The 25618-nt window shown below is 67.3% G+C and carries 21 protein-coding genes; 11 read left to right on the top strand and 10 right to left on the bottom strand.

The window, feature by feature from the left end:
• Positions 1-8: 8 nt before the first annotated feature.
• The gene (locus FHT98_RS11115; RefSeq protein WP_248309199.1) at positions 9-893 is read right to left on the bottom strand and encodes an alpha/beta hydrolase family protein; all 885 of its coding nucleotides are present in this window, start codon (positions 891-893) and stop codon (positions 9-11) included.
• Positions 894-1084: 191 nt separating this feature from the next.
• Between FHT98_RS11115 and FHT98_RS11110 the strand changes: the two genes are divergently transcribed.
• The gene (locus FHT98_RS11110; RefSeq protein ID WP_142114058.1) at positions 1085-1750 is read left to right on the top strand and encodes a GntR family transcriptional regulator; all 666 of its coding nucleotides are present in this window, start codon (positions 1085-1087) and stop codon (positions 1748-1750) included.
• A gap of 13 nt (positions 1751-1763) precedes the next feature.
• Here the strand turns inward: FHT98_RS11110 and FHT98_RS11105 are convergent, their stop codons facing one another.
• The 3 genes from FHT98_RS11105 to FHT98_RS11095 form a co-directional block, all read right to left on the bottom strand.
• Entirely contained in the window at positions 1764-3305 is a 1542-nt protein-coding gene (locus tag FHT98_RS11105) for an ABC transporter substrate-binding protein (RefSeq protein WP_142114057.1), read from the bottom strand.
• A gap of 83 nt (positions 3306-3388) precedes the next feature.
• A complete protein-coding gene (locus FHT98_RS11100) occupies positions 3389-4942 on the bottom strand; it encodes an ABC transporter substrate-binding protein (protein ID WP_142114056.1) in 1554 nt (517 codons plus the stop codon).
• 44 nt (positions 4943-4986) lie between these two features.
• Complete coding sequence (locus tag FHT98_RS11095) at positions 4987-6138, bottom strand: C45 family autoproteolytic acyltransferase/hydolase (protein ID WP_142114055.1); 1152 nt, start codon at positions 6136-6138, stop codon at positions 4987-4989.
• Positions 6139-6212: 74 nt separating this feature from the next.
• On the opposite strand from FHT98_RS11095, the gene FHT98_RS11090 reads away from it, so the two are divergent.
• Both FHT98_RS11090 and FHT98_RS11085 read left to right on the top strand, forming a co-directional pair.
• Entirely contained in the window at positions 6213-7103 is an 891-nt protein-coding gene (locus tag FHT98_RS11090; RefSeq protein WP_142114054.1) for a GntR family transcriptional regulator, read from the top strand.
• A gap of 108 nt (positions 7104-7211) precedes the next feature.
• Entirely contained in the window at positions 7212-8477 is a 1266-nt protein-coding gene (locus FHT98_RS11085) for an aminopeptidase (protein WP_142114053.1), read from the top strand.
• A gap of 132 nt (positions 8478-8609) precedes the next feature.
• Here the strand turns inward: FHT98_RS11085 and FHT98_RS11080 are convergent, their stop codons facing one another.
• Complete coding sequence (locus FHT98_RS11080) at positions 8610-9647, bottom strand: DmpA family aminopeptidase (RefSeq protein WP_142114052.1); 1038 nt, start codon at positions 9645-9647, stop codon at positions 8610-8612.
• A gap of 27 nt (positions 9648-9674) precedes the next feature.
• The gene (locus FHT98_RS11075; protein WP_142114051.1) at positions 9675-10643 is read right to left on the bottom strand and encodes an ornithine cyclodeaminase family protein; all 969 of its coding nucleotides are present in this window, start codon (positions 10641-10643) and stop codon (positions 9675-9677) included.
• A gap of 203 nt (positions 10644-10846) precedes the next feature.
• Between FHT98_RS11075 and FHT98_RS11070 the strand changes: the two genes are divergently transcribed.
• Genes FHT98_RS11070 through FHT98_RS11055 form a run of 4 tightly spaced genes read left to right on the top strand, consistent with a single transcriptional unit; the run spans position 10847 to position 17935 of the window.
• A complete protein-coding gene (locus tag FHT98_RS11070) occupies positions 10847-11632 on the top strand; it encodes an IclR family transcriptional regulator (protein ID WP_061965842.1) in 786 nt (261 codons plus the stop codon).
• Positions 11629-15477, top strand: coding sequence for a hydantoinase B/oxoprolinase family protein (locus tag FHT98_RS11065; protein ID WP_142114050.1), 3849 nt, complete (start codon positions 11629-11631; stop codon positions 15475-15477). The genes FHT98_RS11070 and FHT98_RS11065 overlap by 4 nt, the downstream gene beginning before the upstream one ends.
• 55 nt (positions 15478-15532) lie before the next feature.
• On the top strand, positions 15533-17203 hold the full coding sequence (locus FHT98_RS11060; RefSeq protein WP_142114049.1) for an OPT/YSL family transporter: 1671 nt from the start codon (positions 15533-15535) through the stop codon (positions 17201-17203).
• Between the two features lie 60 nt (positions 17204-17263).
• Entirely contained in the window at positions 17264-17935 is a 672-nt protein-coding gene (locus FHT98_RS11055) for an AroM family protein (RefSeq protein ID WP_142114048.1), read from the top strand.
• A gap of 153 nt (positions 17936-18088) precedes the next feature.
• Here the strand turns inward: FHT98_RS11055 and FHT98_RS11050 are convergent, their stop codons facing one another.
• The 3 genes from FHT98_RS11050 to FHT98_RS11040 form a co-directional block, all read right to left on the bottom strand.
• Positions 18089-19510 (bottom strand): L,D-transpeptidase family protein, encoded by a 1422-nt coding sequence (locus FHT98_RS11050; protein WP_142114047.1) that lies wholly within the window; start codon positions 19508-19510, stop codon positions 18089-18091.
• Between the two features lie 198 nt (positions 19511-19708).
• The gene (locus tag FHT98_RS11045; RefSeq protein WP_142114046.1) at positions 19709-20662 is read right to left on the bottom strand and encodes an acetyl-CoA carboxylase carboxyltransferase subunit alpha; all 954 of its coding nucleotides are present in this window, start codon (positions 20660-20662) and stop codon (positions 19709-19711) included.
• 103 nt (positions 20663-20765) lie between these two features.
• Positions 20766-21533 carry a class I SAM-dependent methyltransferase gene (locus FHT98_RS11040; protein ID WP_061966063.1) on the bottom strand — a complete coding sequence of 256 codons (768 nt, stop codon included), beginning with the start codon at positions 21531-21533 and terminating at the stop codon, positions 20766-20768.
• Between the two features lie 140 nt (positions 21534-21673).
• On the opposite strand from FHT98_RS11040, the gene gloB reads away from it, so the two are divergent.
• Genes gloB through FHT98_RS11025 form a run of 3 tightly spaced genes read left to right on the top strand, consistent with a single transcriptional unit; the run spans position 21674 to position 23662 of the window.
• Positions 21674-22438 carry a hydroxyacylglutathione hydrolase gene (gene gloB, locus FHT98_RS11035; RefSeq protein WP_142115736.1) on the top strand — a complete coding sequence of 255 codons (765 nt, stop codon included), beginning with the start codon at positions 21674-21676 and terminating at the stop codon, positions 22436-22438.
• Positions 22439-22446: 8 nt separating this feature from the next.
• The gene (locus FHT98_RS11030; protein WP_061966066.1) at positions 22447-22902 is read left to right on the top strand and encodes a cupin domain-containing protein; all 456 of its coding nucleotides are present in this window, start codon (positions 22447-22449) and stop codon (positions 22900-22902) included.
• 1 nt (position 22903) lies between these two features.
• The gene (locus FHT98_RS11025) at positions 22904-23662 is read left to right on the top strand and encodes a GNAT family N-acetyltransferase (RefSeq protein WP_142114045.1); all 759 of its coding nucleotides are present in this window, start codon (positions 22904-22906) and stop codon (positions 23660-23662) included.
• Between the two features lie 6 nt (positions 23663-23668).
• On the opposite strand, the gene FHT98_RS11020 is transcribed toward FHT98_RS11025, so the two are convergent.
• Positions 23669-24166: a DUF2938 domain-containing protein gene (locus tag FHT98_RS11020; protein WP_465246906.1), complete on the bottom strand. Its 498-nt coding sequence runs from the start codon at positions 24164-24166 to the stop codon at positions 23669-23671.
• 169 nt (positions 24167-24335) lie between these two features.
• Between FHT98_RS11020 and FHT98_RS11015 the strand changes: the two genes are divergently transcribed.
• Positions 24336-25430, top strand: a complete 1095-nt coding sequence (locus FHT98_RS11015) for an ROK family protein (protein ID WP_142114043.1) — start codon at positions 24336-24338, stop codon at positions 25428-25430.
• Positions 25431-25618 lie beyond the last annotated feature (188 nt).

The following is a 25618-nucleotide window of genomic DNA, read 5'->3' as shown; positions in this document are numbered from 1 at the left end:
ATGATCGTTCAGCCGGCCTTGCGGGCGGTGCGGATCCGGCGAAGCTCGCCGGCGAAGAAGTCCTCGACCATCGGCACGACCTTGACGCCGTCATGCGGCGTGTTCGGCACGAGGTCGAAGCGGGCCTTGATGCCGTTCTCGGCGAAGTTGTCGCGCAGGGTGGCCAGCCGCTCCGGCCGGTTGGTGCCGGCATGGTTGGCGTCCGGCATCCAGTTGCGGCCGCCCGGCTTGTGGGTGATCTCCCAGGTCTCGAGATCGGCGGCGCCGACGATCATCTGCACTGCGACCTGCTTCATCGCGGGGATGTCGAGCTCCTGGCCGAAGAGCGCGGCGAAGTTGCGCGTGCCGACCCACCAGTCGCGGCTGGGATCGAGCAGGGTGACCGAGCCCGGCGCGCCGATCGAGACGCCCCAGAGCTTGTTTGGCTGCAGCATCAGGAAGCGATGGGCGAAATGGCCGCCGCCGGAATAGCCGAACAGGCCGAAACGATCGAAGGCGACGCCATAACGCCGAGAGACCTCCTCGACGATGGCGAGCAGCACATGATCATAGCGGAGGTTGCCCTCGCGCATGTACTTGAAGCCGTCCTTGTTGTCGTCGCCCATCACGCCGATCGGGAAGAGCGGCGCCAGGATGATGCAGTTGTTCCAGCGGGCGAAGGCCGAGAAGGCGTCGCGATAGCCGGTGAAGCCGCGGCCGGTGCCGTGCATCGCCACGATCAGCTCGGGCTTCTCACCACCCTGGCCCAGCGTCGGCGGGACATAGAGGCAATAGGCGAAGCGCGGATCGTGCTTCGAGGCATAGATCGGGGTCGGGCCGTAATCGTAGAGCGCCTTCGCGCGCGCGGCCGCCTCGACATCGGGTTTGGCGGTCTGTTCAGCCACGGCGTTCACGGCGTTTCTCCTCTGGCGAAATTATTGGCGCCAATTATGTTGCATGGTATGGTCCGCTTCGCAACCAACTTCTTCCAGCCTGCGCGAATCCTGCTAGAGCATTGTTTTGTCGCATATTCGCTGACGCGGGCCTTCGGTTTTCCACGCGAACCGATGTCCACTCCGCTCGAAAATGCTTTAGAGAGCCTGCCATGACGTCCGAGCGGAAACGCAAGAACACCAGCACGCGGCGGGCGATGCTCGCCAACGAAATCGCGCAGGCGATCCGCTTGCGCGCGTTCAGGCCGGGCGAATGGCTGCGTCAGATCGATCTCGAGGAGCGCTTCGAGGCGACGCGCTTCGACGTGCGCAGTGCGCTGGACGAGCTCGCGGTGCGCAAGACGATCGAGCATGTCCCGAACCGGGGCTATCGCGTCGCCGAGGTCGACCTGAAGACCTATGAGGAGATCCTCGCGGCGCGGATCATCCTGGAGAAAGCGACGGCGGACGGCATCGTCGCGCGGATCGACGCCGCCGCGATCGCGCGGCTGGACGCGCTCGCGGCGCAATTCTCCGCCGCGGTCCTGACCGGGAGCCGCACCGAGCAGAGCGAGATCAACCGCGCCTTTCATCAATTCATGTACTCCTTTTGCGGCAATGCCGTGCTGGAGGAGATGATCTGGGCCCTGCGGGACCGCGGACGCGGCTCGCAGATCACGGTCTGGAGCTCGCATGAACTGCTCCAGAAGAGCGACCGCGAGCATTACGAGATGATGGCGGCCCTGAAGGCGCGCGATGCGGGGCGGCTGGCGGCCCTGATCGCGACCCATATCGTCAAGGGCGCGCCCGTCGGCCCGGCCCCGATCGAGCCGGGCTGAACGACCGCCACCCTTACTTGGCGACGGCGACTTCCCAGAGGCGCGGCTTCGAGGCGACCCAGGGCGCGAAGCCCTGCAGGCGCTTCGAGACCACGGCGGTATCGACCTGGTTGTAGAGGAAGATCAGCGGCGCATCGGCCAGCATCATCACATGGAGCTGGTCGAAGATCTTCCGGCGCTCGGCCTCGTCACTGACGAGCGTCGCCTTCTCGATCAGGGCGTCGGCCTCGCGGTTGTCCCAGACCTTGGAAGGCAATTTGTCCTTCGGGCCGGAGAACTGATTGTAGCTCTGGGCGGGGTCGATGCGGGCGGAGTAGCTGAAGGACATCATCTGGTAGTTGCCCTTCGAGAAGCGGTCGAGCTGGGTCGCCCATTCCAGGATCTCGATATCGGCCTTGATGCCGGCGGCCTGCAGCATCGCCTGCGCCATGATCGCGATGGGATAGCTCGGCACGGTCGAGCGCTTGTTGGCGACCAGCTTGATCGTCTCGCCCTTGTAGCCGGCTTCGGCAAGCAGCTTCTTCACGCGAGCGGGGTCGTGCGTGTAGCGCTTCTTCTGGACCTCGTCATAGTAGGGCGAGGTGACGTAGACCGCCGAGTTGTTGGTCTTGCCGAGACCGTTCGAGACGGCGCCGACGATTTCGTCATGGTCGAGCGCCGCCATGATCGCCTGGCGCATGCGGACATCGCTGAGCAGCGGGTCGCGGCTCTGCAGCAGGATGCCGTGCTTGGTGGCGCTGGGTGCGGTCAGCACCTGCAGGCCGCTCTTCTTCATTTCCGGCACGTCCTCGTCCGGCACGTCGGCGACGTCGAGCGCGCCCGAGATCAGACCGGCCTTGACGGTCGCGCCATCGGCGATGGCGAGGAACTTGACCTCGGCCGCAAGCGGGCGCTTCGAGCCTACATAGCCGTCGCGCTTGTCACCGGGTGGCGAGACATAGCCATCGAAGCGCTTGAGCAGGACGAATTCGCCGCGGCGCCAGTCGGCGAGCTGGAACGGACCGGTGCCGACCGGCTTGTCCCAGCTACCGTCGGGCTTGAGCGAGTCCTTGTGCAGGATCGCGACCATCGCGCAGTCGGTGCGGGCCATGGTGTCCAGGAAGAGCGCGCTCGGCTTCTCCAGCTTCATCACGAAGGTCGATGCGTCGGGAGCGGTCGCTTCCGTGACCTTCAGCCCGATGCGGCCGTCGAATTCCGGCTTGCAGCGCCAGTCGGTCTTCGCGTCCATGTAGCGGTTCCAGCTCCACAACACGTCGGCCGAGCTCATCTCGGCGCCGTTATGGAACTTCACGCCCTTGCGCAGGTGGAAGGTGTAGGTCAGCCCGTCCGGCGAGATGTCGATCTTTTCCGCGAGCAGGGGCGCGACCGCACCGTTTTCGCGATAGCCGACGAGGCCCTCGACCATGTGCAGCACCACGGCATCGGTGTTGTCGTCGCGATTGACGCCCGGATTTGTCGAGCGGATGTCGGCATTGAGCGCGACATTGATGGTCTGCGCCTGAACTGCGCCGCCAAGCAGCGCGAGCGCCAGCGCAGAGGCCGAAAAGCGGATCATTCCCGTTCCCTCGTTGTCTTGTCGTCGGGCATGCCCCGTGAGGCATGCCGTGCTGTCGGAGGTCGCGAAGGCGAGGTGGCGGCTTACTGGCCGGTGCTGACTTCCCAGGCGCGGGGCAGCGAGCTCAGCGTCGAGACATAGCCCTTGGTCTTGCTGCTGATCGCGCCGCCGACGATGCCGTTATAGAGCATCACCATCGGGACATCGTTGATGAAGCGCTTGTGCAATTCGTCGAAGATCTTCTGGCGCTCGGCCTTATCGTTGACGACCATGGACTTGTCGAGCAGGGCCTGCACCTCCGGATTGTCCCAGAGCTTGCGCGGCTGCTTGTCCTTCGGGCCGGTCATCGACTCGTAGCTCAGGGCGGGGTCCATGCGACCCGAATAGGGGAAGGCCTGGATCGTGTAGTTGCCCTTGCTGTAGCGGTCGAGCTGCGTCGCCCATTCCAGCACCTCGATCTCGATGTTGAAGCCGACGGCCTGCAGCATCTGCTGGGCGACGACGGCGGCGTCGAAGCTCTCGGGATAGCGCTTGTTGGCGAGCATCACGATCTTCTCGCCCTTGTAGCCCGCTTCGCTCAGGAGCTTCTTCGCGGCGGCAGGGTCGTATTTCCAGCCCTGCTTCTGGACCGGTCCGTAATAGGCGGACAGCGCCGGCACGATCGAGTTGTTGGGCGAGCCGATGCCGTCGGTGACGGCACCAACCAGCTCCTTGGAGTCGATCGCAGCGGCCATGGCCTGGCGCAGCTTGACGTTCTGCAGCAGCGGATCGCGCGTCTGGATGATCAGACCGACGAGGCCCATGCTGGAGACGACGGAGGTCTTGACCTTGTCGTTCTTCTTGAGCTCGGCGATATCGGTATTGGCGATGTCCGGAACGATATCGATATCGCCCTTCAGCAGCGCGGCCTTGGCGGTTGAGTTGTCGGGAATGACGAGGAAGCGGACCTCGTCGACCAGCGGCTTCTTGGCGCCGGTCAAGCCGTCGATCTTGCCGGGCAGCGAGGCGTAATCGGCGAAGCGCTCGAGCCGGATGTACTCGCCGCGCTTCCACTCGGCGAACTTGAACGGGCCGGTGCCGATCGGCTTATCGAAGGAGCCGTCGGCCTTGAGCGAATCCTTGTGGAGGATGCCGGTCATGGCGCAGTCGGTGCGGGCAAGCGCGGCAAGGAAGAGCGCGCTCGGCTTGTCCAGGTCGAAGACGACGGTCTTGTCATCAGGTGCCGAGATCTTCTCGACCTTGACCTGGCCGCGGCCGTCGAATTCCGAGAGGCAGCGCCAGTCGGTCTTCGGATCCATGTAGCGGTTCCAGCTCCATAGCACGTCGGCCGAGGTCAGGGCGGCTCCGTTATGGAATTTCACACCCTGGCGCAGCGTGAAGGTATAAGTCTTCCCGTCCGGGGAGATGCCGACCTTCTCGGCCAGCAATGGCTTCGGCAGGGCGTCCTCGCCATAGGCGACGAGGCCCTCGACCATCTGTACGACGACGCCGTCGGTATTGGCGTCGCGATTGACGCCCGGATTGATCGAGCGGATGTCGGCACGCAACTGGATCTTGAGCGTACTCGCCCCGGCGGCCGGGACGAGGCCGCCACACAAAAGTGCAGCGGCGAGGACGGTCTTGGTGGTTCGGCGCATCCTATTCCCCTGTTGTTTTTCGGTTGTGACGCGGTGTTGCCGGCTTATTCCGCCGCTTCGGCGAGCAGCACGGGCTCCTCGGTCAGGCTGTAGCGCGTGAAGACGCGGTTCTGGGCCGGCAGCGGCGCGACCTCCATGATCCCCTTCGCCGGCTGCATGATCACCATGGCGACGGTGGCCGAGAGATTGCCGGCCTCGTTCGGACGCACCGGGCGGCAGACCGAATGAGGCGCCAGGAAATCGTCGAAGAAGGCCTGCTTGAGGTCGTCGACGGTCAGCTTGCGGCCGGCCTCGTCGAGCAGCTTGCGGACGCGCCAGTCGCGATAGAAGCTCTCCGGCACGCGCGGGATGCCGGTGTCCTTGATCTTGGTCAGCGCGATCTGGCCGACCCAGTGGTTGGCGTGAACGATCATGCCGTCCTGCGGATAGAGCGGGAAGGCCTCGTCCGGGGCGCATTCGAAATCGATGCCAAAACCCTTCACGGTCGAGAGCATCATGTTGTTCGAGCAGGCCTTCGGCGTCGTCGCCACGGCCTTGATCGCGAAGGCGAGATGCTCCTGCTCCAGCACCTTGCGGCGGATCAGGGCGAGCGGCACGCCGGCCTGGGTGAAGTCACGCTCGGATTCGAGATAGTTGGCGGTGATCGAGATGCCGGCCGCGTTCATACCGCAGCGGGCGAGGCCGCCGGCTTCGACGAAGGTCAGGAAGTCCGGCCCGTCGTCGCGGCGCACGCGCAGCACGATCGCGGTCTCCGCGCATTCCGCCTTCCAGTCCCAGTTCTGGCCGTGGATCAATTCGCCCGAGGCGCTGCGCTCCGGCAGGATGATCGCGCCGGTGCAGCCATCGTCGAGCTCTTCCTGGGCCTCGATCGGCTTGTTCTTGACGAGGCGGGCCTTGGCGATGACCTCGGTGCGGGCATTGACCATGACGATGTCTTCGAGCGCGACGCCGGCACCGTCGGCGATGCCGCGCATCTCCTCGATGTAATGCGCGCCGAAATGCTCGATCTCCCTGGCGAATTCGGCGATCAGCGCCGATTTCGCCGCAGTGTCGTAACCGAGCTCGCCGAGCTGGCCGCCATAGAGCTCGATCGAGCGCTTGACGCGCTGCGGGACGGCTGCACCATGCTGGCGGCCGCGCTCATAGGGCGTGCCCGACACGTCGACGAAGGGGCAGGGCTGGACCATGGCGCTCATCTTTCCGGTATGCTGGCGAGAAATCGTGCTGTAGTGTATTTCATCCCGAACTAAAACAATCAAGGTCTTTTCCGATGGCGGCGCCGACCCGGCTGCAACAGGAGATCGCCGACCGCATCCTGCAGCTCGTGCGTGACGATGCGCTGGCAGCCGGTGCCTGGCTCAACGAGAACGCGACAGCGAAGCGGCTCGGGGTGTCACGCACGCCCGTACGTGCCGCGCTGGACCACCTCGCCGAGCAGGGCGTGGTGCGCCGGCATCTCAACAAGGGCATCGAGCTCATCAGCCTGCCGGCCGCGAGCGAGAGCGCCCGAGCGCCGGAGACGGTCGATCTCGCCATGGTCAAGCTGGCACATGAGCGTGAGAACGGCTTGCTGCCGGACGAGGTTTCGGAGCTTGAGGTGATGCGGCGCTACGAGCTCGGCCGGCCCGAGGCGCAGAAGCTGCTCGCGCGTCTCGCCGATCTCGACATGGTCGAGCGCAAGCCGGGCTATGGCTGGCGCTTCCTGCACGAGCCGCGCGACCAGCGCCTGCGCGACGAGAGCTACCGGTTCCGCCTGCTGATCGAGCCGATGGCGATGCTGGAGCCCGATTTCCAGCTCGATCCCGGCTGGATCGCCGAGATGCGGGCGCGGCATGTCGAGTCGCTCAAGCGGCCCTGGCGGGAATCGTCGAGCATCGCCTTCTATGAAATGAATGCCGATTTCCACGAGGGGCTGGCCGCCGCCACCGGCAACCGCTTCTTCCATTCGGCGATGCGGCGCCAGAACCAGCTCCGGCGCCTGTCGAATTACGACTGGGACCAGGGCATGGAGCGCGTGCGGGTGAACTGCGCCGAGCACATGGCCATGCTCGACCATCTGGAGGCGGGCGAGAACGAGGTCGCCTCGGCGCTGATGCGCAGCCATCTGCTGCGCGCGAGCAAGCTCAGGCGGATGCTCCGGGTGGACGACGCCGAGGGCTGAAAGACCATCGCACGGTCAGCAGATGGCGGCCTTGCCGCCGCGGTGGTTGACCCGGCGACGATTTGGGCCAGCAATGGCGGCAACCCCGAATCCGACAGGTCGAGTGCCATGACTGTTCACCAGCGCCCGCAAGATCAGCGCCCCTCTGCCATCGATCCCGCCAAGCTCGACAAGCTGGCCGAGGTCGCCATCCGCGTCGGCCTCAATCTCCAGCCGGGGCAGGACCTGTTCCTGACCGCGCCGGTCGCGGCGCTGCCGCTGGTCCGGCTGATCGCCGCGCACGCGTACAAGGCCGGCGCCGGCATCGTCACGCCGATGCTGGCCGACGAGGAGGTCACGCTCGCGCGCTATCGCTTTGCGCCGGATGCGAGCTTCGACAAGGCGCCGGCCTGGCTCTACAAGGGCGTCGCCGAGGCCTTTTCCGCCAATACCGCCCGGCTTGCCATCGTCGGCGACAACCCGATGCTGCTGGCGAACGAGGATCCGGCCAAGGTCGGGCGCGCCAGCAAGGCGAATTCGCTCGCCTATCAGCCGGCGCTGGAGAAGATCGCCGGCTTCGACATCAACTGGAACATCCTGGCCTATCCCAGTGCGGCCTGGGCGAAGCAGGTCTTCCCGGATGATGCCGAGGAGGTCGCGGTCGGCAAGTTGGCGGAGGCGATCTTCTCGGCCTCGCGCATCGATCAGGCTGATCCGGTCGCGGCCTGGGCTGCGCATAACGCGGCGCTGCGGACGCGGCGAGACTGGCTCAATGGCCAGCGCTTCGCCTCGCTGCACTTCACCGGGCCGGGCTCCGATCTGACCGTGGGGCTCGCCGACGGCCATGACTGGCAGGGCGGGGCCTCGCCGGCCAAGAACGGCATCGTCTGCAACCCGAACATCCCGACCGAGGAGGTCTTCACCACGCCGCATGCGCGCCGTGTGGATGGCCATGTCTCGAGCACCAAGCCGCTGTCCTATCAGGGCTCGCTAATCGACGAGATCCAGGTGCGCTTCGAGGGCGGGCGGATCGTCGAGGCCAAGGCCTCGCGCGGCGAGGCCGTACTGAACAAGGTTCTCGACACCGATGACGGCTCGCGCCGGCTCGGCGAAGTCGCGCTGGTGCCGAATTCCTCGCCGATCTCGAAGAGCGGCATCCTGTTCTACAACACGCTCTTCGACGAGAATGCGTCCTGCCATATCGCGCTCGGGCAGTGCTATTCGAAATGCTTCGTCGACGGCGCGAACCTGACGCCGGAGCAGATCGCGGCGCAGGGCGGCAACAAGAGCCTGATCCATATCGACTGGATGATCGGCTCCGGCGAAGTCGATATCGACGGCGTCCACGAAGACGGCCGCCGCGTGCCGGTGTTCCGCAAGGGCGAGTGGGCCTGAGGATAATCTCAAGCGACGAGCCTCTCCGTCATGGTCGGGCCTGTCCCGACCATCCACGTCTTTGTTCGTGCAGTGCGGTGTTCAAGACGTGGATGCTCGCCACAAGGGCGAGCATGACGGCGTGCTTCCTCTTCAGCCCCGGTCCGCCCTGATCCAATCTCCCAGCGACGGGCGGCGGTGCCCGTCGCGCCCGGTCGTGGCGGGCGCGGTGACCATCGCGTTGAGCACGGCTTCCTGCGTCGCCTCCGCGGCAGCGCGGAAGAGCGTGTCGATGCGGTTCTCGTTGAGCGCGCGCAGCGGCATGAGGTCGTTGGGCTGATCGTGGTCGATCGGGTCGGCGGTGGTGAAGGCGACGGCGATGTCGCCGCTGCCATTGCCCCAGAAGGCGCCGAGCCGGGCGAGGCCGGCGCCGCCGCGCCGCGCGACACGATGCAACTGCCGCGATTCCAGTGGCACGTCGGTTGCGATGACCAGGATGACCGAGCCGCGCTCGGCCTGCGGTTTCGTCTCCGGCGGAACCGGGCGGCGGCCGTCGGGCAGGACGAGGTCGCCGGCATTGCCGAAATTGGCGAGGGCCAGCAGCCCGAGCCTGTGCTCGACACCGTCGAGGACAAAGCGGCGCGATGCCGTGCCGATGCCGCCCTTGAAGCCGAAGGCGCTCATGCCAGTGCCGGCGCCGACCGCGCCTTCCGCGACGGGGCCGGAGGCGGCGGCGTCGAGCGCGGCGAAGGCATGTTCCTGCGTCAGCGCGCGGGCGCGGATGTCGGAGAGATAGCCGTCATTGCATTCGAGCACGACCGGATTGACCGTCCCGGTCTGCCGGCCGATGTCGGGATTGTCGGCGAGCGCACGCGTCACCAGCGCGTCGAAGCCGGCGCCAACGGCGAGCGTGTTGCCGAGCAGCAGCGGCGTCTCGATCTGGCCGAGCTCGGCGAGCTGCATCAGCCCGGCGCTCTTGCCGAAACCGTTGATGACATCGACCGCGGCGCGCACCTTCCGGCGAAACAGGTTGCCGTCATGCGGCAGCAGGGCCGTGAAACCGGTGCGGAGATCGCCTTCGTTCAGAGTGAAATGACCGAGTTTGACGCCGGGCACGTCGGTGATCGCGTTGAGCGGGCCCGGCTCCATGATGCCGCAGGTGAGGCCGAAATCGCGAAGGCGCTGGGTCATGGCGTGGTCCGGTGAAGTTGGGCGGGATCAGCGCGGCAGGGTGGTGCCGCGCCCCTGCGCGCGGGCCTTCTCGACGACGAGATGGGCGAGCGCGAGATCGGCCAGCGCGACGCCGCGGAAGCAGAAGAAGGAGCGGCCTGCCGATGCCGTCGGATGCGGAGCGCCCGCAAGCTCCGCCATGTCATGGCCGAAGCTGACGGTCGTCACCGGATTGCCGGCGGCATCATAAGGCGCGCGCGACTGTTCGAGGCTGTCGGTGGCGAGCACGTCGAAGGCCGGCAGCGTCTCCGGCAGCCAGCTCCGGCCGGTATCGACCGCCGCGGCGAAGGCGACGGGCTTCAAGCGCCGCGCATCGAGGAAGGGCGTCATGCCGGGGCCGCCGGGCACCATCGAGATCACGATGTCGCTCTCGCCCAGCAGCGCGTCGGCGTCGTCCAGCACCCGCGTCGCGAGACCGCTCGCGCGTGCGGCTTCCATGAGGCGCTCGGCTGAGGCGCGGCTACGACTCATGGCCAGCGCCGTCGTCAGGCCCGGGTAGAGCGCGCGGAAGGCGGCGAGATGGGCATGGGCCTGAAGACCGCAGCCGACGAAGCCGATGGTGCGCGGCGTCGCTGGGGCGAGGCGCGAGGCGGCGGCTGCGGTGATCGCCGCAGTGCGGATCAGGGTGATCTCGTCGCCGTCGAGGATCGCGCGCGGCATGCCCGTCGCATAGTCGTTCACGCAGATCAGCGCGCTGACGGCGGGCAGGGGCGAGCCCGCCGCGACCGGCGCCATCGCCACCCATTTCACCGTGGCGATCTGCTGGGCCGACGAGGCTGCCGTCATCGCCTGGAAGCCGTGGCCCGGCCCGAGCGTCAGCGCCGTCTTCGGCAGGCTCCGGTTCAGACCGGCGGCATAGTCGCGAAAACCCTGCAGCACGGCCTCGCGCGCTTCATCGGGCGAGATCGCCAGCGCGCGGACATCGTCGCGCGAGAGATAGAGCAGGTTGTCGCTCATCCGCTGATCTCCATGACGGCAGGCTCCGATGCCCGAGGCGGTCAGGAGGCCGGGATACAGCCAAGCCGGATCGGCGTCGAGGCGCCCGAATCCCGCTGCGGAAGGAAAGCGGCGGTCACAGGATTGACATCTTCCCTAACTCACGTATTTTTCCTATTATTGCAACTTCAGTTCCATTTAATGGAACTTAAAGGGTTAGCGCGATGTCCATCCTGTCGTCGGCCGTGGATGTGCTTCGCTGTTTTTCCAGCACGCGCCACGACGTCACGGTGACGGATCTCGTCACGCTCCTGGGCATGCCGAAGAGCAATGCCTCGCGCCTGCTTCGGGCGATGCGCGACGAGGGGCTGCTGGAGACGGTCGGGGAGAGCAAACGTTACCGGCCCTCGCTCCTGCTCAACCAGGTCGGCCATCTCTATCGTTTCGCCGCGTCGCTGATCGACCGGGCCGATGCGATCGTGGGGCGGGTTTCCGACCAGATCGGCCATACCGGCTACATCAGCGTGCGCCGCGGCAACGAGATCGTCGGCGTCACCGCCCATCCCGGCCGTCATGCGCTCAGGGTCGTCACCTCGATCGGCGACCGCATCCCGGCCTTCGCCTCGAGCACCGGCCGTGCCCTGCTGGCCCGCCTCTCCGACGAAGAGGTTCGCGCGCTCTATCCCGCCGGCTTCACGCCGCCCTCGGCGACCGCGCCGCAGGATATGGACGAGCTACTGGCGCGTCTCGCCATCGTGCGTCGCGCCGGCTTCGCCGAATCCCATGACGAGGCGGTGCACGGCGTGCGCGCCATCTCGGTTGCCGTCGGTGATCCCACCACCGGCGACGAGGTCGCGCTCTGCCTGTCCTTCCCGGCCGCCACGGTCGAGCCGGCCGAGCGCCTCGCCATCATCCGTTCGCTGGGTCAGGGCGCCGCCGAGATCGCGGCCCTGATCCAGGACAAGCGTTTCATACCCCTGAACCTCTCAATCGCGGAGACCGCTCCATGAGCAATCGTTGGCGTATCGGCTTCGATATCGGCGGCACCTTCACCGACTTCATCCTGTACGATTCGCAGGAGCGTTCGGTCCGACTGCACAAGCGCCTGACTACCCCGCATGACCCGTCTGAAGCGGCGCTGATCGGCCTCGGCGAGCTCACCGAGATGGCCGGCATCACGCTCGCCGATGTCGGCGACATCGTCCATGGCACGACGCTGGTCACCAATGCCGTGATCGAGCGCAAAGGCTCGAAGCTTGGCCTGATCACCACCAGGGGTTTTCGCGACATCCTCGAAATGGGGACGGAGCAGCGCTACGACATCTACGACCTGTTCCTGACCTTCCCCGATCCGCTGGTCTCGCGGGAACACCGCCTCGAAGTGGCCGAGCGCATCGACCGCGATGGTCAGGTCGTCACCACGCTCGATGCGGACGCCGTGCGTAAGGCCGCCCGTGAGCTGGAAGCCGCCGGCTGCGAGGCGATCGCGGTCTGCTTCCTCAACAGCTACCGCAACCCGGCGCATGAGCAGGAGGCTGGCCGCATCGTCCGCGAGGCTTGCCCGGAACTAACCGTTTCGCTGTCGAGCGAAGTCGTCGCCGAGATCTGGGAATACCAGCGCTTCGTCACCACGGCGGCCAATGCCTATGTGCAGCCGCTGATGCGCCGCTATCTGCAGCGGCTTGAGCGCGAGCTCGCGGCCCGCTCCTTCCGCGGTTCCCTGACGCTGATGCATTCGGCCGGCGGCCTCGTCTCGCCCGAGACGGCGCGCACCTTCCCGATCCGCCTGCTCGAAAGCGGCCCGGCCGGTGGCGGCCTCGCCACGGCCCTATTCGGCGAGCTCGCCGGCCATAAGGACGTGATCTCCTTCGACATGGGCGGCACCACGGCCAAGGCCTGCATGATCGAGGACGGCCGCGCCGAGATCGCGCCGATGCTGGAGGCCGGCCGCGTCAACCGCTTCGCCAAGGGCTCCGGCCTGCCGATCAAGGCGCCCGTCATCGATATGATCGAGATCGGCGCCGGCGGCGGCTCGATCGCGGCGATCGACGAGGTCGGTCTGCTCAAGGTCGGCCCGCATTCGGCCGGTTCCGATCCGGGCCCGGCCTGCTACGGCATGGGCGGCACCAAGCCGACCGTGACCGACGCCAATCTCGTGCTCGGCTACTATGATCCCGGCTTCTTCTTGGGCGGGCGCATGGCGCTCGACCTGGAGGCAGCGCGCAAGGCCGTCTCGACGGTGGCGGCGCCGCTCGGCCTCTCGGTCGAGGAAGCCGCCTGGGGCATCCACAAGGTCGTGGTCGAGAGCATGGGCGCCGCCGCCCGCGTCCATCTCGTCGAGAAGGGCAAGGACCCCCGCCATTACGCCATGGTCGGCTTCGGCGGCGCAGGCCCGGCGCATGCCGTCGACGTCGCCCGCGTGCTCGGCGTCAAGCAGGTCATCATCCCGCCGGCCTCGGGCGCGGCCTCCGCGCTCGGCTTCCTCGCCGCGCCGCTCTCCTTCGACATGGTGCGCTCGCTGCCGGTCGAATTCTCCGAAGGCTTCGATGCGACTTCCGTCAATGCCGTGCTCCGCGATCTCGAAGTCGAGGGCCGCAAGCACCTGACCGAGGCGGGCGTGAAGCCCGGCGACGTCACGGTCGAGCGTACGGCCGATATGCGCCTCGTCGGCCAGATGCACGACATCTCCGTGCCGCTGCCATCGGGCACCATCGATGCGGCGAGCCTCGAAGCGATCCGCGCCGCCTTCAGCAAGGCCTATTCCGCCCGCTACACCTCGGTCTATGAGGGCGCGCGGCTGGAAGCGATCAACTTCCGCGTCCGCTGCGCCGGCCCGGTCCCGACGCTCTCGCTGTCCGGCGCGGCCGGCGGCGGCGATGCCGCGAACAAGATCAAGGGCACCCGCAAGGCCTGGTTCGAGGGCGGCTGGAGCGAGGCGACGGTCTATGACCGCTACGCGCTGCGCTCCGGCGACACAGTCAAGGGCCCGGCGATCATCGAGGAGCGCGAGGCGACCACGATCGTGCCGCCCGGCGACAGCGTCGCCATCGACGATGTCCTGAACCTGATCATCCATGTCGGCCAGGCCAACGCCGCCGAGACGACGATCACCGCCGACATGCCGCTGGCCGAAGCCGCGCGCCGGATCGAGGCCGATCCGATCTCGCTGGAGATCATGTGGAGCCGGATGATCAACGTCGTCGAGGAGATGTGGCTCACCGTCTGCCGCACCGCCTTCTCGCTGGTGATCTCGGAAGCGCAGGACTTTGCCTGCGAATTGCTCGACCCCGAAGGCGAGACGCTGGCGCATTCGCCCCGCGCCATGCCGGTGTTCAACCTGACGTTGCCGCGCGCGGTCAAGGCGCTGCTGGAGCGCTATCCGGCCGAGACGCTGAAGCCCGGCGACGTGCTCATCACCAACGATCCCTGGCTCTGCGCCGGCCATCTCTTCGACATCGCGATCGTCACGCCGGTCTTCCTCGGCAATCGCGTCGTCGGCCTGATGGGCACGGTCGGCCATGTCTCCGATATCGGCGGCACCAAGGACAGCCTGCGGGCCCGCGAGATCTACGAGGAAGGCTTCCAAATCCCGCCGATGAAGCTCTACGAGGCTGGCCGGATCAACGAGACGCTGGTCCGCCTGCTCGGCGAGAACGTGCGCAATTCCGAGCAGGTTCTCGGCGATCTGCACTCCTTCGTCGCCGCGAATGCGATCGGCGCCGAGCGGCTGCAGTCCTTCCTCACCGATTACGGCATGCAGGACCTGCGCGCGCTTGCCCATGTCGTGCAGAGCCGCTCCGAGAAGGCGATGCGCGAGGCGATCCGCGCGCTGCCTGATGGAACCTATCACGGCACGGTCTCGAACAACCCGCTGGGCACGCCGATGACCTATCCGTTGGCGCTGACGGTGAAGGGCGACACCATCCATCTCGACTTCGCCGGCGCCCCGCCGCAATTGCCGCAGGGCGGGCTGAACTGCACGCTCAACTACACGATGGCGCATGCGACCTACCCGCTGAAATGCATGCTGACGCCGTCGGTCCGCGGCAATGCCGGCTGCTACCGCGCCTTCTCGGTCGATGCGCCCAAGGGCTCGATCCTGAACTGCGACAAGCCGCTGGCGGTCAACCTGCGCACCCGCACCGGCTGGTACCTGGCACCGAACATCTTCCGCGCCTTGTCGGAAGCGGCGCCGAAGCAGGTCCAGGCCTTCACCGGCCTGCCGGTGGCGGCGAGCGTCTATGGCCGCGACGCGGCCGGCGACACCTATTCCGACATGCTCTTCTGCGGCGGCGGCCAGGGCGGCTCGGCCCAGGGCGACGGCAAGTCCGGCCTGCTCTACCCGACCTCGGCGGCGAACACCTCGATCGAGACCTTCGAATCGCGGGTGCCGGTGCTGGTGGTCGAGAAGACCTATCTCGCCGACTCGGGCGGTGCTGGCCAGCATCGCGGCGGCCTTGGCCAGCGCGTGCGGCTGCGCAAGCTCGCCGATGATGGTTTGCCGACGCTGGTCTCGCTTTATCCAGAAGGCGTCAACAACCCGATCCCGGGCCTGTTCGGCGGCAAGGCCGGCGGCGGAGCCTCCGGCCGGGTGATCGACGAGCAGGGCCATGTCCTCAGGGATGTCGGCACCGGCGAATTGGTCCAGGTGCGGCAGCCGCACGAGATCGTCGAGCTCGTGCTCGCCGGTGGCGCCGGTTACGGCCCGGCCTCCGAGCGCTCGCGCGAGGCTATCGCCCGCGACATCGCGCTCGGGTTGGTCTCTCCGGATGCGGCCAAGCGCGATTACGGCGTGCAGGGCGCGCATGCCACGCAGGATGTCGGCGAGGCCAAGGCCGGCATCCTGATTGCTTGATATCCAGGGACGAAACGCCAACAGCCCGACAAGGGCATCACATGGGGACCGAGGCATGACCAATCCGACTGAAGGGGTGCCTCGGCGGCACCCCAGCCTGTTCGAGCCGGCGACGCTGCTGCTCATCGCTGTGCTCTGCGTCTTCGGCGCGATCATCGGCATGCAGCTTCTGGTGTCGCTCGGCATCACCGCCAACACCTCGCTGATCGGCGCGCTCGCCGCCATGGCGCTGGCGCGCGTGCCGCTCGCCATGTTCGCCCGCTACCGCTCGATCCATGTCCAGAACCTGGCCCAGAGCGCGATCTCCTCGGCCACGTTCGGCGCGGCGAACAGCCTGCTCCTGCCGGTCGGCATTCCCTGGCTGCTCGGCCGGCCGGACCTCGTCCTGCCGATGCTGGCGGGCGCCTTCTTCGCCATGCTGCTCGACGCCTATCTGCTCTACCGGATGTTCGATTCCCGCGTCTTCCCGGCGCAGGGTGCCTGGCCTCCGGGCGTCGCCGCTGCCGAGGCGATCAAGGCCGGCGACGAGGGCGGCCGCAAGGCGGTGCTGATGGGCATCGGCTTCGGCACCGGCGTTGCCGCCTCCTTCATCAAGATCCCGCTGGCCTGGATCGGCTTCGCCGGCTCGACCGCGGTTTCGGGGATTCCGATGTCGGCTTTCGGCGTCGCCTTCATCGGCAACGTCTGGGCGCTCACGATGTTCGGCATCGGCCTCTTGCTGCGCGGCTATTCCGGCCAGATCTTCGGCGGGCCGCTGTTCGAGACCCTGATCCCCAAGGGCGACCTGATGGCGGCTTACATCCCGCACGGCTTCATGATCGGAGCCGGCCTCGTGGCGCTGTTTCAGGTCGCGATGCTGCTGTTCCGCCGCAGCGAGGCCAAGGCGGGCGAAGCGACCGCGGGTGTCTCGGATACCGAGGTGAAGCGCGCGCTCGGCCTCGGCACGGTCGGCTATCTCGTCATCGCCGTGTTCATCGCCGTGGTCGGTGGGTTGATGAGCGACATGTCGATGGGCATGCTGATCCTGTTCGTGCTCTACGCCGCCTTCGCGGCCTATGTGCATGAGCTGATCGTCGGCCTCGCCGCGATGCATTCCGGCTGGTTCCCGGCCTTCGCGGTGGCGCTGATCACGCTGATCATCGGCATGCTCATCGGCTTCCCGATGCCCGCTCTGGCGCTGCTCGTCGGCTTCTCGGCCGCGACCGGCCCGGCCTTCGCCGATATGGGCTATGACCTCAAGGCCGGCTACCTGCTGCGCGGCAACGGCGCCGACCCGGCCTTCGAGCTGGAAGGCCGCCGCCAGCAGCTCTTCGCCGCGATGTTCGCCTTCGTCGTGGCGGGCGCAGTCGTGCTGGTCTCCTACCAGTCCTTCTTCGACCAGAACCTCGTCGCCCCCGTGAACAAGGTCTATGCTGCGACGATCAAGGCCGGCGTGGCTGATGGCGTCGCCTGGCAGCTCTTCCTCTGGGCGATCCCCGGCGCGATCCTGCAGTTCATCGGCGGGCCGAAGCGGCAGATCGGCGTGCTCTTCGCCACCGGCCTTCTGATCAACTTCCCGATGGCGGGCTGGGCGGTGCTGGCCGGCATCCTCTGCCGGTTGATCTGGGAGAAGCGGCGCGGCGCGAGCGGCGAGGGCGACATGGAGGTCTTCGCGGCGGGCGTGATCGCGGGCGATGCGATCTTCTCCTTCTTCGACTCGGTCGCGAAGAACTTCTGGAAGCGCTGAACGAGACAGGCCCCGAGGCGACCGCGCCCGGGGCCTTTCCATTCCTGAGAAGGCATCGCCATGAGCAAGCTGGGAACCCTGACGATCGGCCAGGCGCCGCGCGCCGACATCACGCCGATCCTCGACGAGGTGCTGGATGCGCGGCTGGCACGGTGCCATGCCGGCGTGCTCGACGGGCTCAGCCGTGCAGAAATTGCCCAGGGTTTTGCGGCGGAAGCCGGCAAGCCGGTGCTGATCACGAAACTGCTGGACGGCAGCGCGGTCGTCATCGACCGGGCCCGCACGGAGGCGGCGGCGCAGGACAAGCTCGCGATGCTGGAGGCCGAGGGCTGCTCGACGATCCTGATGCTCTGCACAGGCCATTTCGCGAGCCTGAGGACGCAGGCGGCGCGCCTGATCGAGCCGGACCGCGTCCTGCCGCCGACCGTGGCGGCGCTGGTGCAGGGAGCGCAGCTCGGCATCATCGTGCCGCTGGCAGAGCAGATCGCGTCCGAGGCCGGGAAGTGGGTGCCGCTCGGCCGCGCGCCGCTCTATGCCGCCGCCTCGCCCTATGGCGGGGAAGGTGCGTCGGTCGCGGAGGCCGCGCGCGATCTCGCGGGGCGCGGCGCGCAGGTCCTGCTGATGGACTGCATGGGCTTCGTCGAGCGGCATCGCCGCGAGGCGGCTGAGGCCGGGCTGCCGGTCATCCTCTCCAACAGCCTGATCGCCAAACTGGTCTCCGAGATCGCCTGACGCAAGCAAGATTGGCGTGGCTCTGCCGGCTGCACGCGGCCAAAAAACAAAGGCCCCCGAAACGGGGGCCTTCGCGTTTGCGAAAAGGCTGTTCGTATTTATCCGCGGCCCTGCGGCAATTGCGTCACGATTTCAGGCCTGCTTGCCGCGGCTTCAGCGCTGCGCCGGCTGGCTGGCGTAAGCCGCTGTCGACCGATCCAGACTGGACGTCCTGAGGCCATTGGCGCGACGCGGCGGCAGCGGGGCGCTGGTGGTGGTCGGCGATGCCGGAACCACCGACACGACCGGCGCGGAGGCGGTGGCGACGCCCTGGTCGGCCGTGCCGCCGAAGACCGGCATGAAGCTGAGCGCGCGCTGCAGGAACGGCTTGTCCTCAGCCGGAGCGGCGGGGACGACCGGGGTGGACGAGGCGCTCGCCAGCACCGGCCCCTGCTGGGGATTGCCCGGAACGACCCTGGCGAGCTGCGTGGCGGCGGTGGCCGCAGCCGGGCGCGGGGCCAGGGCGGGCTTGGCTTCAACGGGCTTGGCGGGCTCCTCGACCGGCGCGGACGCGACGGCGGCGAGGATCGCGTCGTTCTCGGCTGAGGCGGCGCGCACGGTCGCCTTGGCCTTGCCGCTGTTGTCGAGCACGACGACGCGCGGGCCGGAGGCGAGCGCATCCTCGCGGCTGATGCCGACATCCTTCGACCCCCAGGAGGCCGAGCGGTTCAGGGCGTCGGCGCCATTGGAGGCGAGCGCGCGCTTGAAGGAGGCGTGCTGGTCGCCATCGTCATAGATCAGCTTGATCGCAGGCGTGCCCTTGGCGACGAGCGAGGCGACCTGAACCTCGTCCTCGCGGCGCTTCTCGGCGACGGCAGCCGGGGCCTGGCCGCCATTGAAGACATAGCGGCCACCGGCGACGGACACGGCCGGCTCGTCCTTCGTGACCTCGAAATAGTCGGAGCCTTCCTTCAGGTTCCTCCAGAAGGCGATGTTGGGGTCGAGCCGGTGCTTGGCCAGGTTCTGCGCCGTCATCCGGAAGGGATAGGCCTGCATCTGCACGGCGCGCTGGCCGGCATTCTGGGCCTCGCGGACCAGCGCATAAATCTCGCCGATCTGGTCGTCCGTCATCGAATAGCAGCCGGCCGAGGAGCAGGCGCCGTGCACCATCAGATGCGCGCCGGTGCGGCCATAGGAGCGGTCATAGGCGTTGGGATAGCCCATGTTGAACGAGACGTAATAGGAAGAATTCGGGTTCATCTGCTGGGGCGCGATGGCATAGAAACCCTCCGGCGCCATGCGATCGCCCTCGCGGACCTTCGGGCCGAGCTGGCCGGACCAGCGGCACATCGGATAGGTCTTCAGCAGGGCGTATTGCCCGTCGGCCTTGCGCTTCCAGACTTCGAGCTCCGATTCCTTCTTGAAGGAGCGGATGATGATCGGCTGGTCCTTGCTCATGCCCTTCTCGGACATCAGCGCATAGGTCGCGCTCGGAATCGGAATGTTATGGCGTGCGGAGCCGCGATAGCGGTCTTCCTCACAGGCAGCCAGCGTCAATGCAACAAAAGCCACGAGCGCGAGTTGCTTGATTGCCACGTCGTCAATCCCATCGAACGGCAGGCCGGGGCGCGACCTGTGACTTCGCATGACGGCCAAATTGTGCCCGTCGACTCGTTTTAGATGCGTTAGCCTTGAGGGTTCCTTACCATAGGCTCACCGAGTCTGGCCACATGGTCAACGCGGGGTAAAGAACCCTGGCTTTCGCGGGCGCGAGATGCTCGCTCCCGAGAGCGCTCAGAGATTGCGGCCGATCGCCAGGAACTTGTCGGCGCGCTGCGCGACGACGTCCTCGCCGGAAAGGCCGGCGAGATCGCCGAGCGCGGCGGCGATCGCGTCGCCCGCGCGGTTGATCGCGGCCTGCCCGTCACGATGGGCGCCGCCGGTCGGTTCCTGGACGATCCTGTCGATGATGCCGAATTTCAGCAGGTCCTGCGCCGTGATCTTCATGCCGGTGGCGGCGTCCTGGGCGCGGGCGGTGTCACGCCAGAGGATCGAGGCCGCGCCTTCCGGCGAGATCACCGAATAGATCGCATGCTCCATCATCATGACGCGGCTGGCGGCGGCGATCGCGATCGCTCCGCCCGAGCCGCCCTCGCCGATGACCAGCGCGACGCTGGGCGTCCGCAGGCCGAGCCAGGCCTCGGTCGAGCGGGCGATGGCCTCGGCCTGGCCGCGCTCCTCCGCCTCGATGCCGGGATAGGCGCCGGCCGTGTCGACGAAGCTCAGGACCGGCAGGCCGAAGCGGTCCGCCAGCTCGGTCAGGCGCACGGCCTTGCGATAGCCCTCGGGCTTGGGCATGCCGAAATTGTGCCGGATGCGGGTCTCGGTCGAATCGCCCTTCTCCTGGCCGATGACGCAGACCGGCTCCCCCCGGAAGCGGCCGAAGCCGCCGACGATGGCCTCGTCCTCGCCGAAGGCGCGGTCACCGGCCAGCGGGGTGAATTCGGTGATCAGCCCGGCGCAGTAATCCTTGAAATGCGGGCGCTGCGGATGGCGCGCGACCAGCGTCTTCTGCCAGGGCGTCAGCGCGGCGTAGAGGTCCTTGAGCACCTGGTTGGCGCGGGCGTCGAGCTTGCCGATCTCCTCCGACAGGGAGATGCCGTCGCCGCGTGCCTCCAAGGCCCGCAGCTCGTCCGCCTTCGCCTCCAGCTCGGCGACCGGTTTCTCGAAATCCAGATAGCTACGCATCGTGATCCAGTTCAGATTCCGCGCCAAAAGCGGGCGGAGCGGCGGTTTTACAGCAAACCGGGCTTGAAAAGCGGCGGACCTTGGCCGCGACCCGGCGAAATTGTCAACCCGTTCCTGGCCTCGCAGGCGGGTTTGCCGCACGCGGTGTCGGCGAGGCCTGCGGCAGGAGGACGGGTCTCAGCGCGAAACTGCGCCGCGTCGCGCGCAGGGGTGCGCGCCGGTAGAACTGCTTGGTGGCGTCGATGATATGGACGCCGGCGAAGGGCAGCGACAAGCCCGCACCGATCTGCTCCCAGGCCCGGGCCGATCGCATCAGCAGCCGCTTTTGCAGTGGCGGGACATAGAGCGCCTCGGTCCAATGCTCCGGCGAGAATTCGGCGCCGCGCATCAGGGCGGAGAGCTGCCTGCGGCTGAAGGGGCGACCCTGGCCGAAGGGCGTGCCGTCCATGCGGGCCCAGAGCCCGCGCCGGTTGGGCACGACGAGAATCATCCGCCCGCCGGGATTGAGCACGCGCGAGACCTCTTCCAGCAGGTCGTCGGGGCTTTCGGTCTCCTCCAGCGCATGGACCAGCACGACCCGGTCGATCGAGGCGGTCGGCAAGGGCAGGAGTGTCGGCTCGACCAGCGCGGAGGCTGAAAGGCCGGGCGAGGGCCAGTTCACCACGCCCTGGGCTGCCGGCATGAAGGCGATGGTCCGCTCGGCCTGCATGCCGAGCACGGAGAGATAAGGCGTCGAATAGCCGAGGCCGAGCAGACGCTGGCGCGCGCAATCCGGCCAGAATCGCAGCATCGCCCGGCCGATGAAGCGCCGGGCCACGTGGCCAAGCGGGCTCGCATAGAAGGCGCGCAGGTCGACGACGTCGAGAGGCATGGCGCCTGACATGGAACGCATGAGGCCCGAGCGCAAGGGCTGCCCCGAGACGATGCCGGGTTGATCGGCGGCCGGGCATGGCCCATGCAGGGCGCATGACCGCTCGCCGTTCCGGTGGGCCGACCCTGCCGGAGGAAGCCATGCCGCTCGACCTTCACGTCTTCCGCACGCTCAGCGACAATGCGGGCGCGCTGCTTCATGACCCCGCCAGCGGTGCCTGCGCCGCCATCGACGTGCCCGATGCCGGCGAGACGCTTGCCGCCGCGAAGGCGAAGGGCTGGACGATCAGCGACATCTTCATCACCCATGCCCATCACGATCACACGCAAGGTGTCGCCGAGGTGAAGCAAGCGACCGGCGCGAATGTCGTCGGCCCGGCGGATGCGCGGACCAGCGCGCCGCTCGACCGGGTCGTCGGCGAAGGCGATACCGTGGCCTTCGGCGGCGAAAATTTCGAGATCTGGCACACGCCGGGCCATTCAGACGGGCATCTCAGCTTCGTCGGGCGTGGCGCGAAACTGGCGCTGGTCGGCGACGTCGTCTTCGTGATGGGCTGCGGGCGGGTCCAGCCCGGCCAGATGGAGCGGATGTGGACTTCGCTCTCGCGCCTGATGGCTCTGCCCGGCGATACCCGCCTGCTCGGCGGGCATGACTACACCCTTGCGAACGCCCGCTTCGCCCGCTCGGTCGATTCGGAGAACGAGGCGCTCAAGGCGCGCTTCGCCGAGGCTGAGAAGGCCAAGGCCGAAGGCCGCTTCTGGGCGTTGACCACGGTCGCCGAGGAAAAGGCGACCAATCCGTTCTTCCGGGCCGGCGAGCCGGCGCTGGCCGCAGCCGTCGGGTTGGCCGGTGCTGCGCCGGGCGCGGTCTTCGCGGCGCTGCGTGACGCCAAGAACCGGTTCTGATCATGGCGATGCAGCTCGACGGACTGACGGCGGCGGAGGTCATTCGACTGCTCGACCTCAAGCCCCATCCCGAAGGCGGGCATTATCGCGAGACCTTTCGCGATCCGGCCGGGCCGGAGGGGCGGGGCTTCTCGACCGCGATCTACTATCTGCTTGATACGGGCGAGACCTCGGAATGGCATCGCGTCGATGCCGCCGAGATCTGGCACCATTATGCCGGGGCGCCTCTGGTGATCACGGTCTCGCCCAACGGCCATGACGCTTCGGCCCATCATCTCGGTACCGAGCTTGCTGCCGGCCAGCGCCCGCAATTCGTGGTGCCGGCCGGCTGGTGGCAGAGCGCGACCTCGCTCGGCGCCTGGACGCTGGTCGGCTGCACGGTTGCGCCGGGCTTTGAATTCAAGGGTTTCGAGATGGCGCCGCCGGGCTGGCGGCCGACACCGCGCAAGCCATCCGGGGGGTGAGATGCTGACCAAGACGGACAACAGCGAATTCGTGCTCGGCTGCGAGCGGCGCATCATCAATGCCTGGCCGGCGCTGTCGACGCTCGTCGTCGGGGACTGGGTGCTGCGCTTCGCCAATGGCTATTCGGGCCGGGCCAATTCGGCGACGCCCCTGAGTTATGGCGCGGAACTCGACGCCACGATGCTCGATCTGATCGAGGAGCTTTATCGTGCGGACGGGCTGACCCCGGCCATCCGCCTGACGCCGCTCGTGGCGGAGGCGACGCGCGCGGCGGTGCTGGAGCGCGGCTACCGGGTCAAGGACAAGTCCTTCGGCCAGATCGCGCCGCTCGCCGGCTTTACGGCTTCGGAGGAGGCGGAATTGCAGATCGAGGCGCGGCCGAGCCAGGAATGGACGGCCGGCGCTGCTGCCCTGCAGAGCGGCAACAAGACCCATGCCGGCAATCTCGCGGCCGTCATCGAGCGGGTGAAGATGCCGGCCGCCTTCGCGACCTGGCTGGTCGAGGGCGAGGCGGTCGCCTTCGGCATGAGCGTCGCCGAGCGCGGCATGGCCGAGGTCGGGCTGATCTGCGTCCATCCCGAGCATCGCGGCCATGGCTATGGCCGCAGGATCGTGCAGGGGCTGATGGGCTGGGCCGGGGCGATGGGCTGCCACAGCGCCTATCTGCAAGTCGAACAGAGCAATGCGGTCGCGATCAGCCTCTATGGCAGTCTCGGCTTCCGCACACTCTACCAGTATGAGACGCGCATTCTCGATTGAAGCGCTTCAACGCGTCAGCAGCGCCGTGCCGTAGAGCCCGAGGCCGAAGATGGTGTGGCTGACGAAGTTCAGCAGCCGGATCTGGCCGGCATTCGGCTTCTTCGAGGCGGCGACGCCCATGCCCATTCCCGGCTGCAGGATGAACCAGCCGCAGCCGATCGTGACCCAGCCGACGATCAGCGCCGGCAGCAGGGTCGGGTTGCGAGCCCAATCGGCACCGGCGATTGCCAATACGATGCCGGCGAAGGCGATGCCGACGAGGTAATGGCAGATCCAGCCGATCGCGAGCTCGCTGGCAACGGGCTCCGACCTGGCGATGTCGTCGTGCCGGATGCGGCCGCGCGGCAGATGCGCGAACCAGCGGCCGGGCATCGCCCAGTTCGGCTTGGGGAAACCGAAGAGGCGCAGGAATTGAGCCCAGATATCGGTGAGCGCGGTCGCGCCGATGCCGATGATCACCATCCGTAAAATCAGATCCGACACGTTCCATCCCCCAGGCCGCATCGAGGCAGCTTCCCTCCTGTTGGAGCGGCGTTCGCGGCGGCGGTCAACCGCCGGGGCGAGCCGGCTGCGCGCAGGCGGGCTGCATGCGGCGCATCGCCCCGTCGGGGGAACCCCGGCAGGCTCCGGCGGGTTGCCTCCGCTGATCCGCATCGACCGAGGGGGGAAAGACATGGCCACGGCGACCGCCGAGACGTCACGCAATGCGGCCAAGGCCGCCACAGGGCCGCATGGCGCGAGCGAGCTGCCTTCGGTGGTGGTCACCAGCTATAATCTGGAGGTGCGCGACGATGACGGCTTCGTCGGCGACAAGGCGAGCCGCGGCGCCTTCATCGAGCATCTCGACGCGCTGCGCAGTCATCTCAAGCGCAACGGCGACGATCCGCTCCAGGGCAAGACGGCCGAGATCAGCAAGAAGGAACTCGACGCCCTGATCAAGGAGGGCGACGCGAAAGAGGCTGCACTGGTGCTCAGTGCCGTCGAAGGCTTTGCCCAGTCGCTCGCCTTTGTCATTCGCCGCTTCGCGCGGCTGAAGAGCTGGGCGGATATCGAGCGTATCGTGGTGGGCGGAGGTTTCCGCGAGAGCCGCGTCGGCGAGCTCGCCATCGCGCGTGCCGCCATCATCCTGCGGACCGATGGGCGCGATCTCGATCTCGTCCCGGTCAGCCATCATCCCGACGAGGCCGGGCTGGTCGGCAGCGCCCATCTCGCGCCGAAATGGATATTCGAGGCCTATGACAGCCTCGTCGCCGTCGATATCGGCGGTTCGAACATCCGCGCCGGGATCGTCGAGCTCAGGCAGAAGAAGGCGCCCGACCTGAGCAAGGCGCGGGTCTGGAAATCGGACCTCTGGCGCCATGCCGACGAGGAACCGAGCCGCGACGAGGCGATCGAGCGGCTGGGCGAGATGCTGCGCGAGCAGATCGGCAACGCCGAGAAGGAGGGGTTGCGGGTCGCACCGTTCATCGGCGTCGGCTGCCCCGGCCTGATCCAGCCGGACGGCGCGATCGATCGCGGTGCGCAGAACCTGCCCGGCAACTGGGAAAGCAGCCGCTTCAATCTCGTCGACAGCATCCGCGCGCTTGTTCCGGAGATCGGCGAGCATGAGACCGAGGTCGTCATGCACAACGACGCGGTGATCCAGGGACTGAGCGAGATGCCGGCGATGCAGGATGTCGAGAACTGGGCCGTGCTGACGATCGGCACCGGCCTCGGCAATGCGAGCTACCACAATCGCGTCAAGGCGAAGGGCAAGGGACGCGACTGAGGGCAAGCCGACAAAAGCGCTGCTCTCGCCATCTTCAGGTCGTGTTTTGCGGCGATGAGGCGGCGGAGTCCGTCTCCTCACCCCGTTCCATCCGCAAGCTCGGAAGCCCTTCGTGCCGGTCGAATTCCGCTCTTCATCTTGCCTTGCGCGTATGGCTGTGCCGAGGGTCGAGTCGGAGCCGAATCATT

This window comes from Allobosea sp. AK1 (assembly GCF_006714945.1).
GTDB classification, from domain to species: Bacteria; Pseudomonadota; Alphaproteobacteria; order Rhizobiales; family Beijerinckiaceae; genus Allobosea; species Allobosea robiniae.
The sequence above is the reverse complement of the archived record's forward strand: the minus strand, read 5'-3'. Positions and strand labels throughout refer to the sequence as shown.

Bases quoted from the DNA above. Each gene is read 5' to 3' on its own strand.
- FHT98_RS11110 (WP_142114058.1), top strand. From the start codon at position 1,085: ATGACGTCCGAGCGGAAACGCAAGAACACCAGCACGCGGCGGGCGATG.
- FHT98_RS11105 (WP_142114057.1), bottom strand. From the start codon at position 3,305: ATGATCCGCTTTTCGGCCTCTGCGCTGGCGCTCGCGCTGCTTGGCGGC.
- FHT98_RS11100 (WP_142114056.1), bottom strand. From the start codon at position 4,942: ATGCGCCGAACCACCAAGACCGTCCTCGCCGCTGCACTTTTGTGTGGC.
- FHT98_RS11095 (WP_142114055.1), bottom strand. From the start codon at position 6,138: ATGAGCGCCATGGTCCAGCCCTGCCCCTTCGTCGACGTGTCGGGCACG.
- FHT98_RS11090 (WP_142114054.1), top strand. From the start codon at position 6,213: ATGGCGGCGCCGACCCGGCTGCAACAGGAGATCGCCGACCGCATCCTG.
- FHT98_RS11085 (WP_142114053.1), top strand. From the start codon at position 7,212: ATGACTGTTCACCAGCGCCCGCAAGATCAGCGCCCCTCTGCCATCGAT.
- FHT98_RS11080 (WP_142114052.1), bottom strand. From the start codon at position 9,647: ATGACCCAGCGCCTTCGCGATTTCGGCCTCACCTGCGGCATCATGGAG.
- FHT98_RS11075 (WP_142114051.1), bottom strand. From the start codon at position 10,643: ATGAGCGACAACCTGCTCTATCTCTCGCGCGACGATGTCCGCGCGCTG.
- FHT98_RS11070 (WP_061965842.1), top strand. From the start codon at position 10,847: ATGTCCATCCTGTCGTCGGCCGTGGATGTGCTTCGCTGTTTTTCCAGC.
- FHT98_RS11065 (WP_142114050.1), top strand. From the start codon at position 11,629: ATGAGCAATCGTTGGCGTATCGGCTTCGATATCGGCGGCACCTTCACC.
- FHT98_RS11060 (WP_142114049.1), top strand. From the start codon at position 15,533: ATGACCAATCCGACTGAAGGGGTGCCTCGGCGGCACCCCAGCCTGTTC.
- FHT98_RS11055 (WP_142114048.1), top strand. From the start codon at position 17,264: ATGAGCAAGCTGGGAACCCTGACGATCGGCCAGGCGCCGCGCGCCGAC.
- FHT98_RS11045 (WP_142114046.1), bottom strand. From the start codon at position 20,662: ATGCGTAGCTATCTGGATTTCGAGAAACCGGTCGCCGAGCTGGAGGCG.
- FHT98_RS11040 (WP_061966063.1), bottom strand. From the start codon at position 21,533: ATGCCTCTCGACGTCGTCGACCTGCGCGCCTTCTATGCGAGCCCGCTT.
- gloB (WP_142115736.1), top strand. From the start codon at position 21,674: ATGCCGCTCGACCTTCACGTCTTCCGCACGCTCAGCGACAATGCGGGC.
- FHT98_RS11030 (WP_061966066.1), top strand. From the start codon at position 22,447: ATGCAGCTCGACGGACTGACGGCGGCGGAGGTCATTCGACTGCTCGAC.
- FHT98_RS11025 (WP_142114045.1), top strand. From the start codon at position 22,904: ATGCTGACCAAGACGGACAACAGCGAATTCGTGCTCGGCTGCGAGCGG.
- FHT98_RS11020 (WP_465246906.1), bottom strand. From the start codon at position 24,166: ATGCGGCCTGGGGGATGGAACGTGTCGGATCTGATTTTACGGATGGTG.
- FHT98_RS11015 (WP_142114043.1), top strand. From the start codon at position 24,336: ATGGCCACGGCGACCGCCGAGACGTCACGCAATGCGGCCAAGGCCGCC.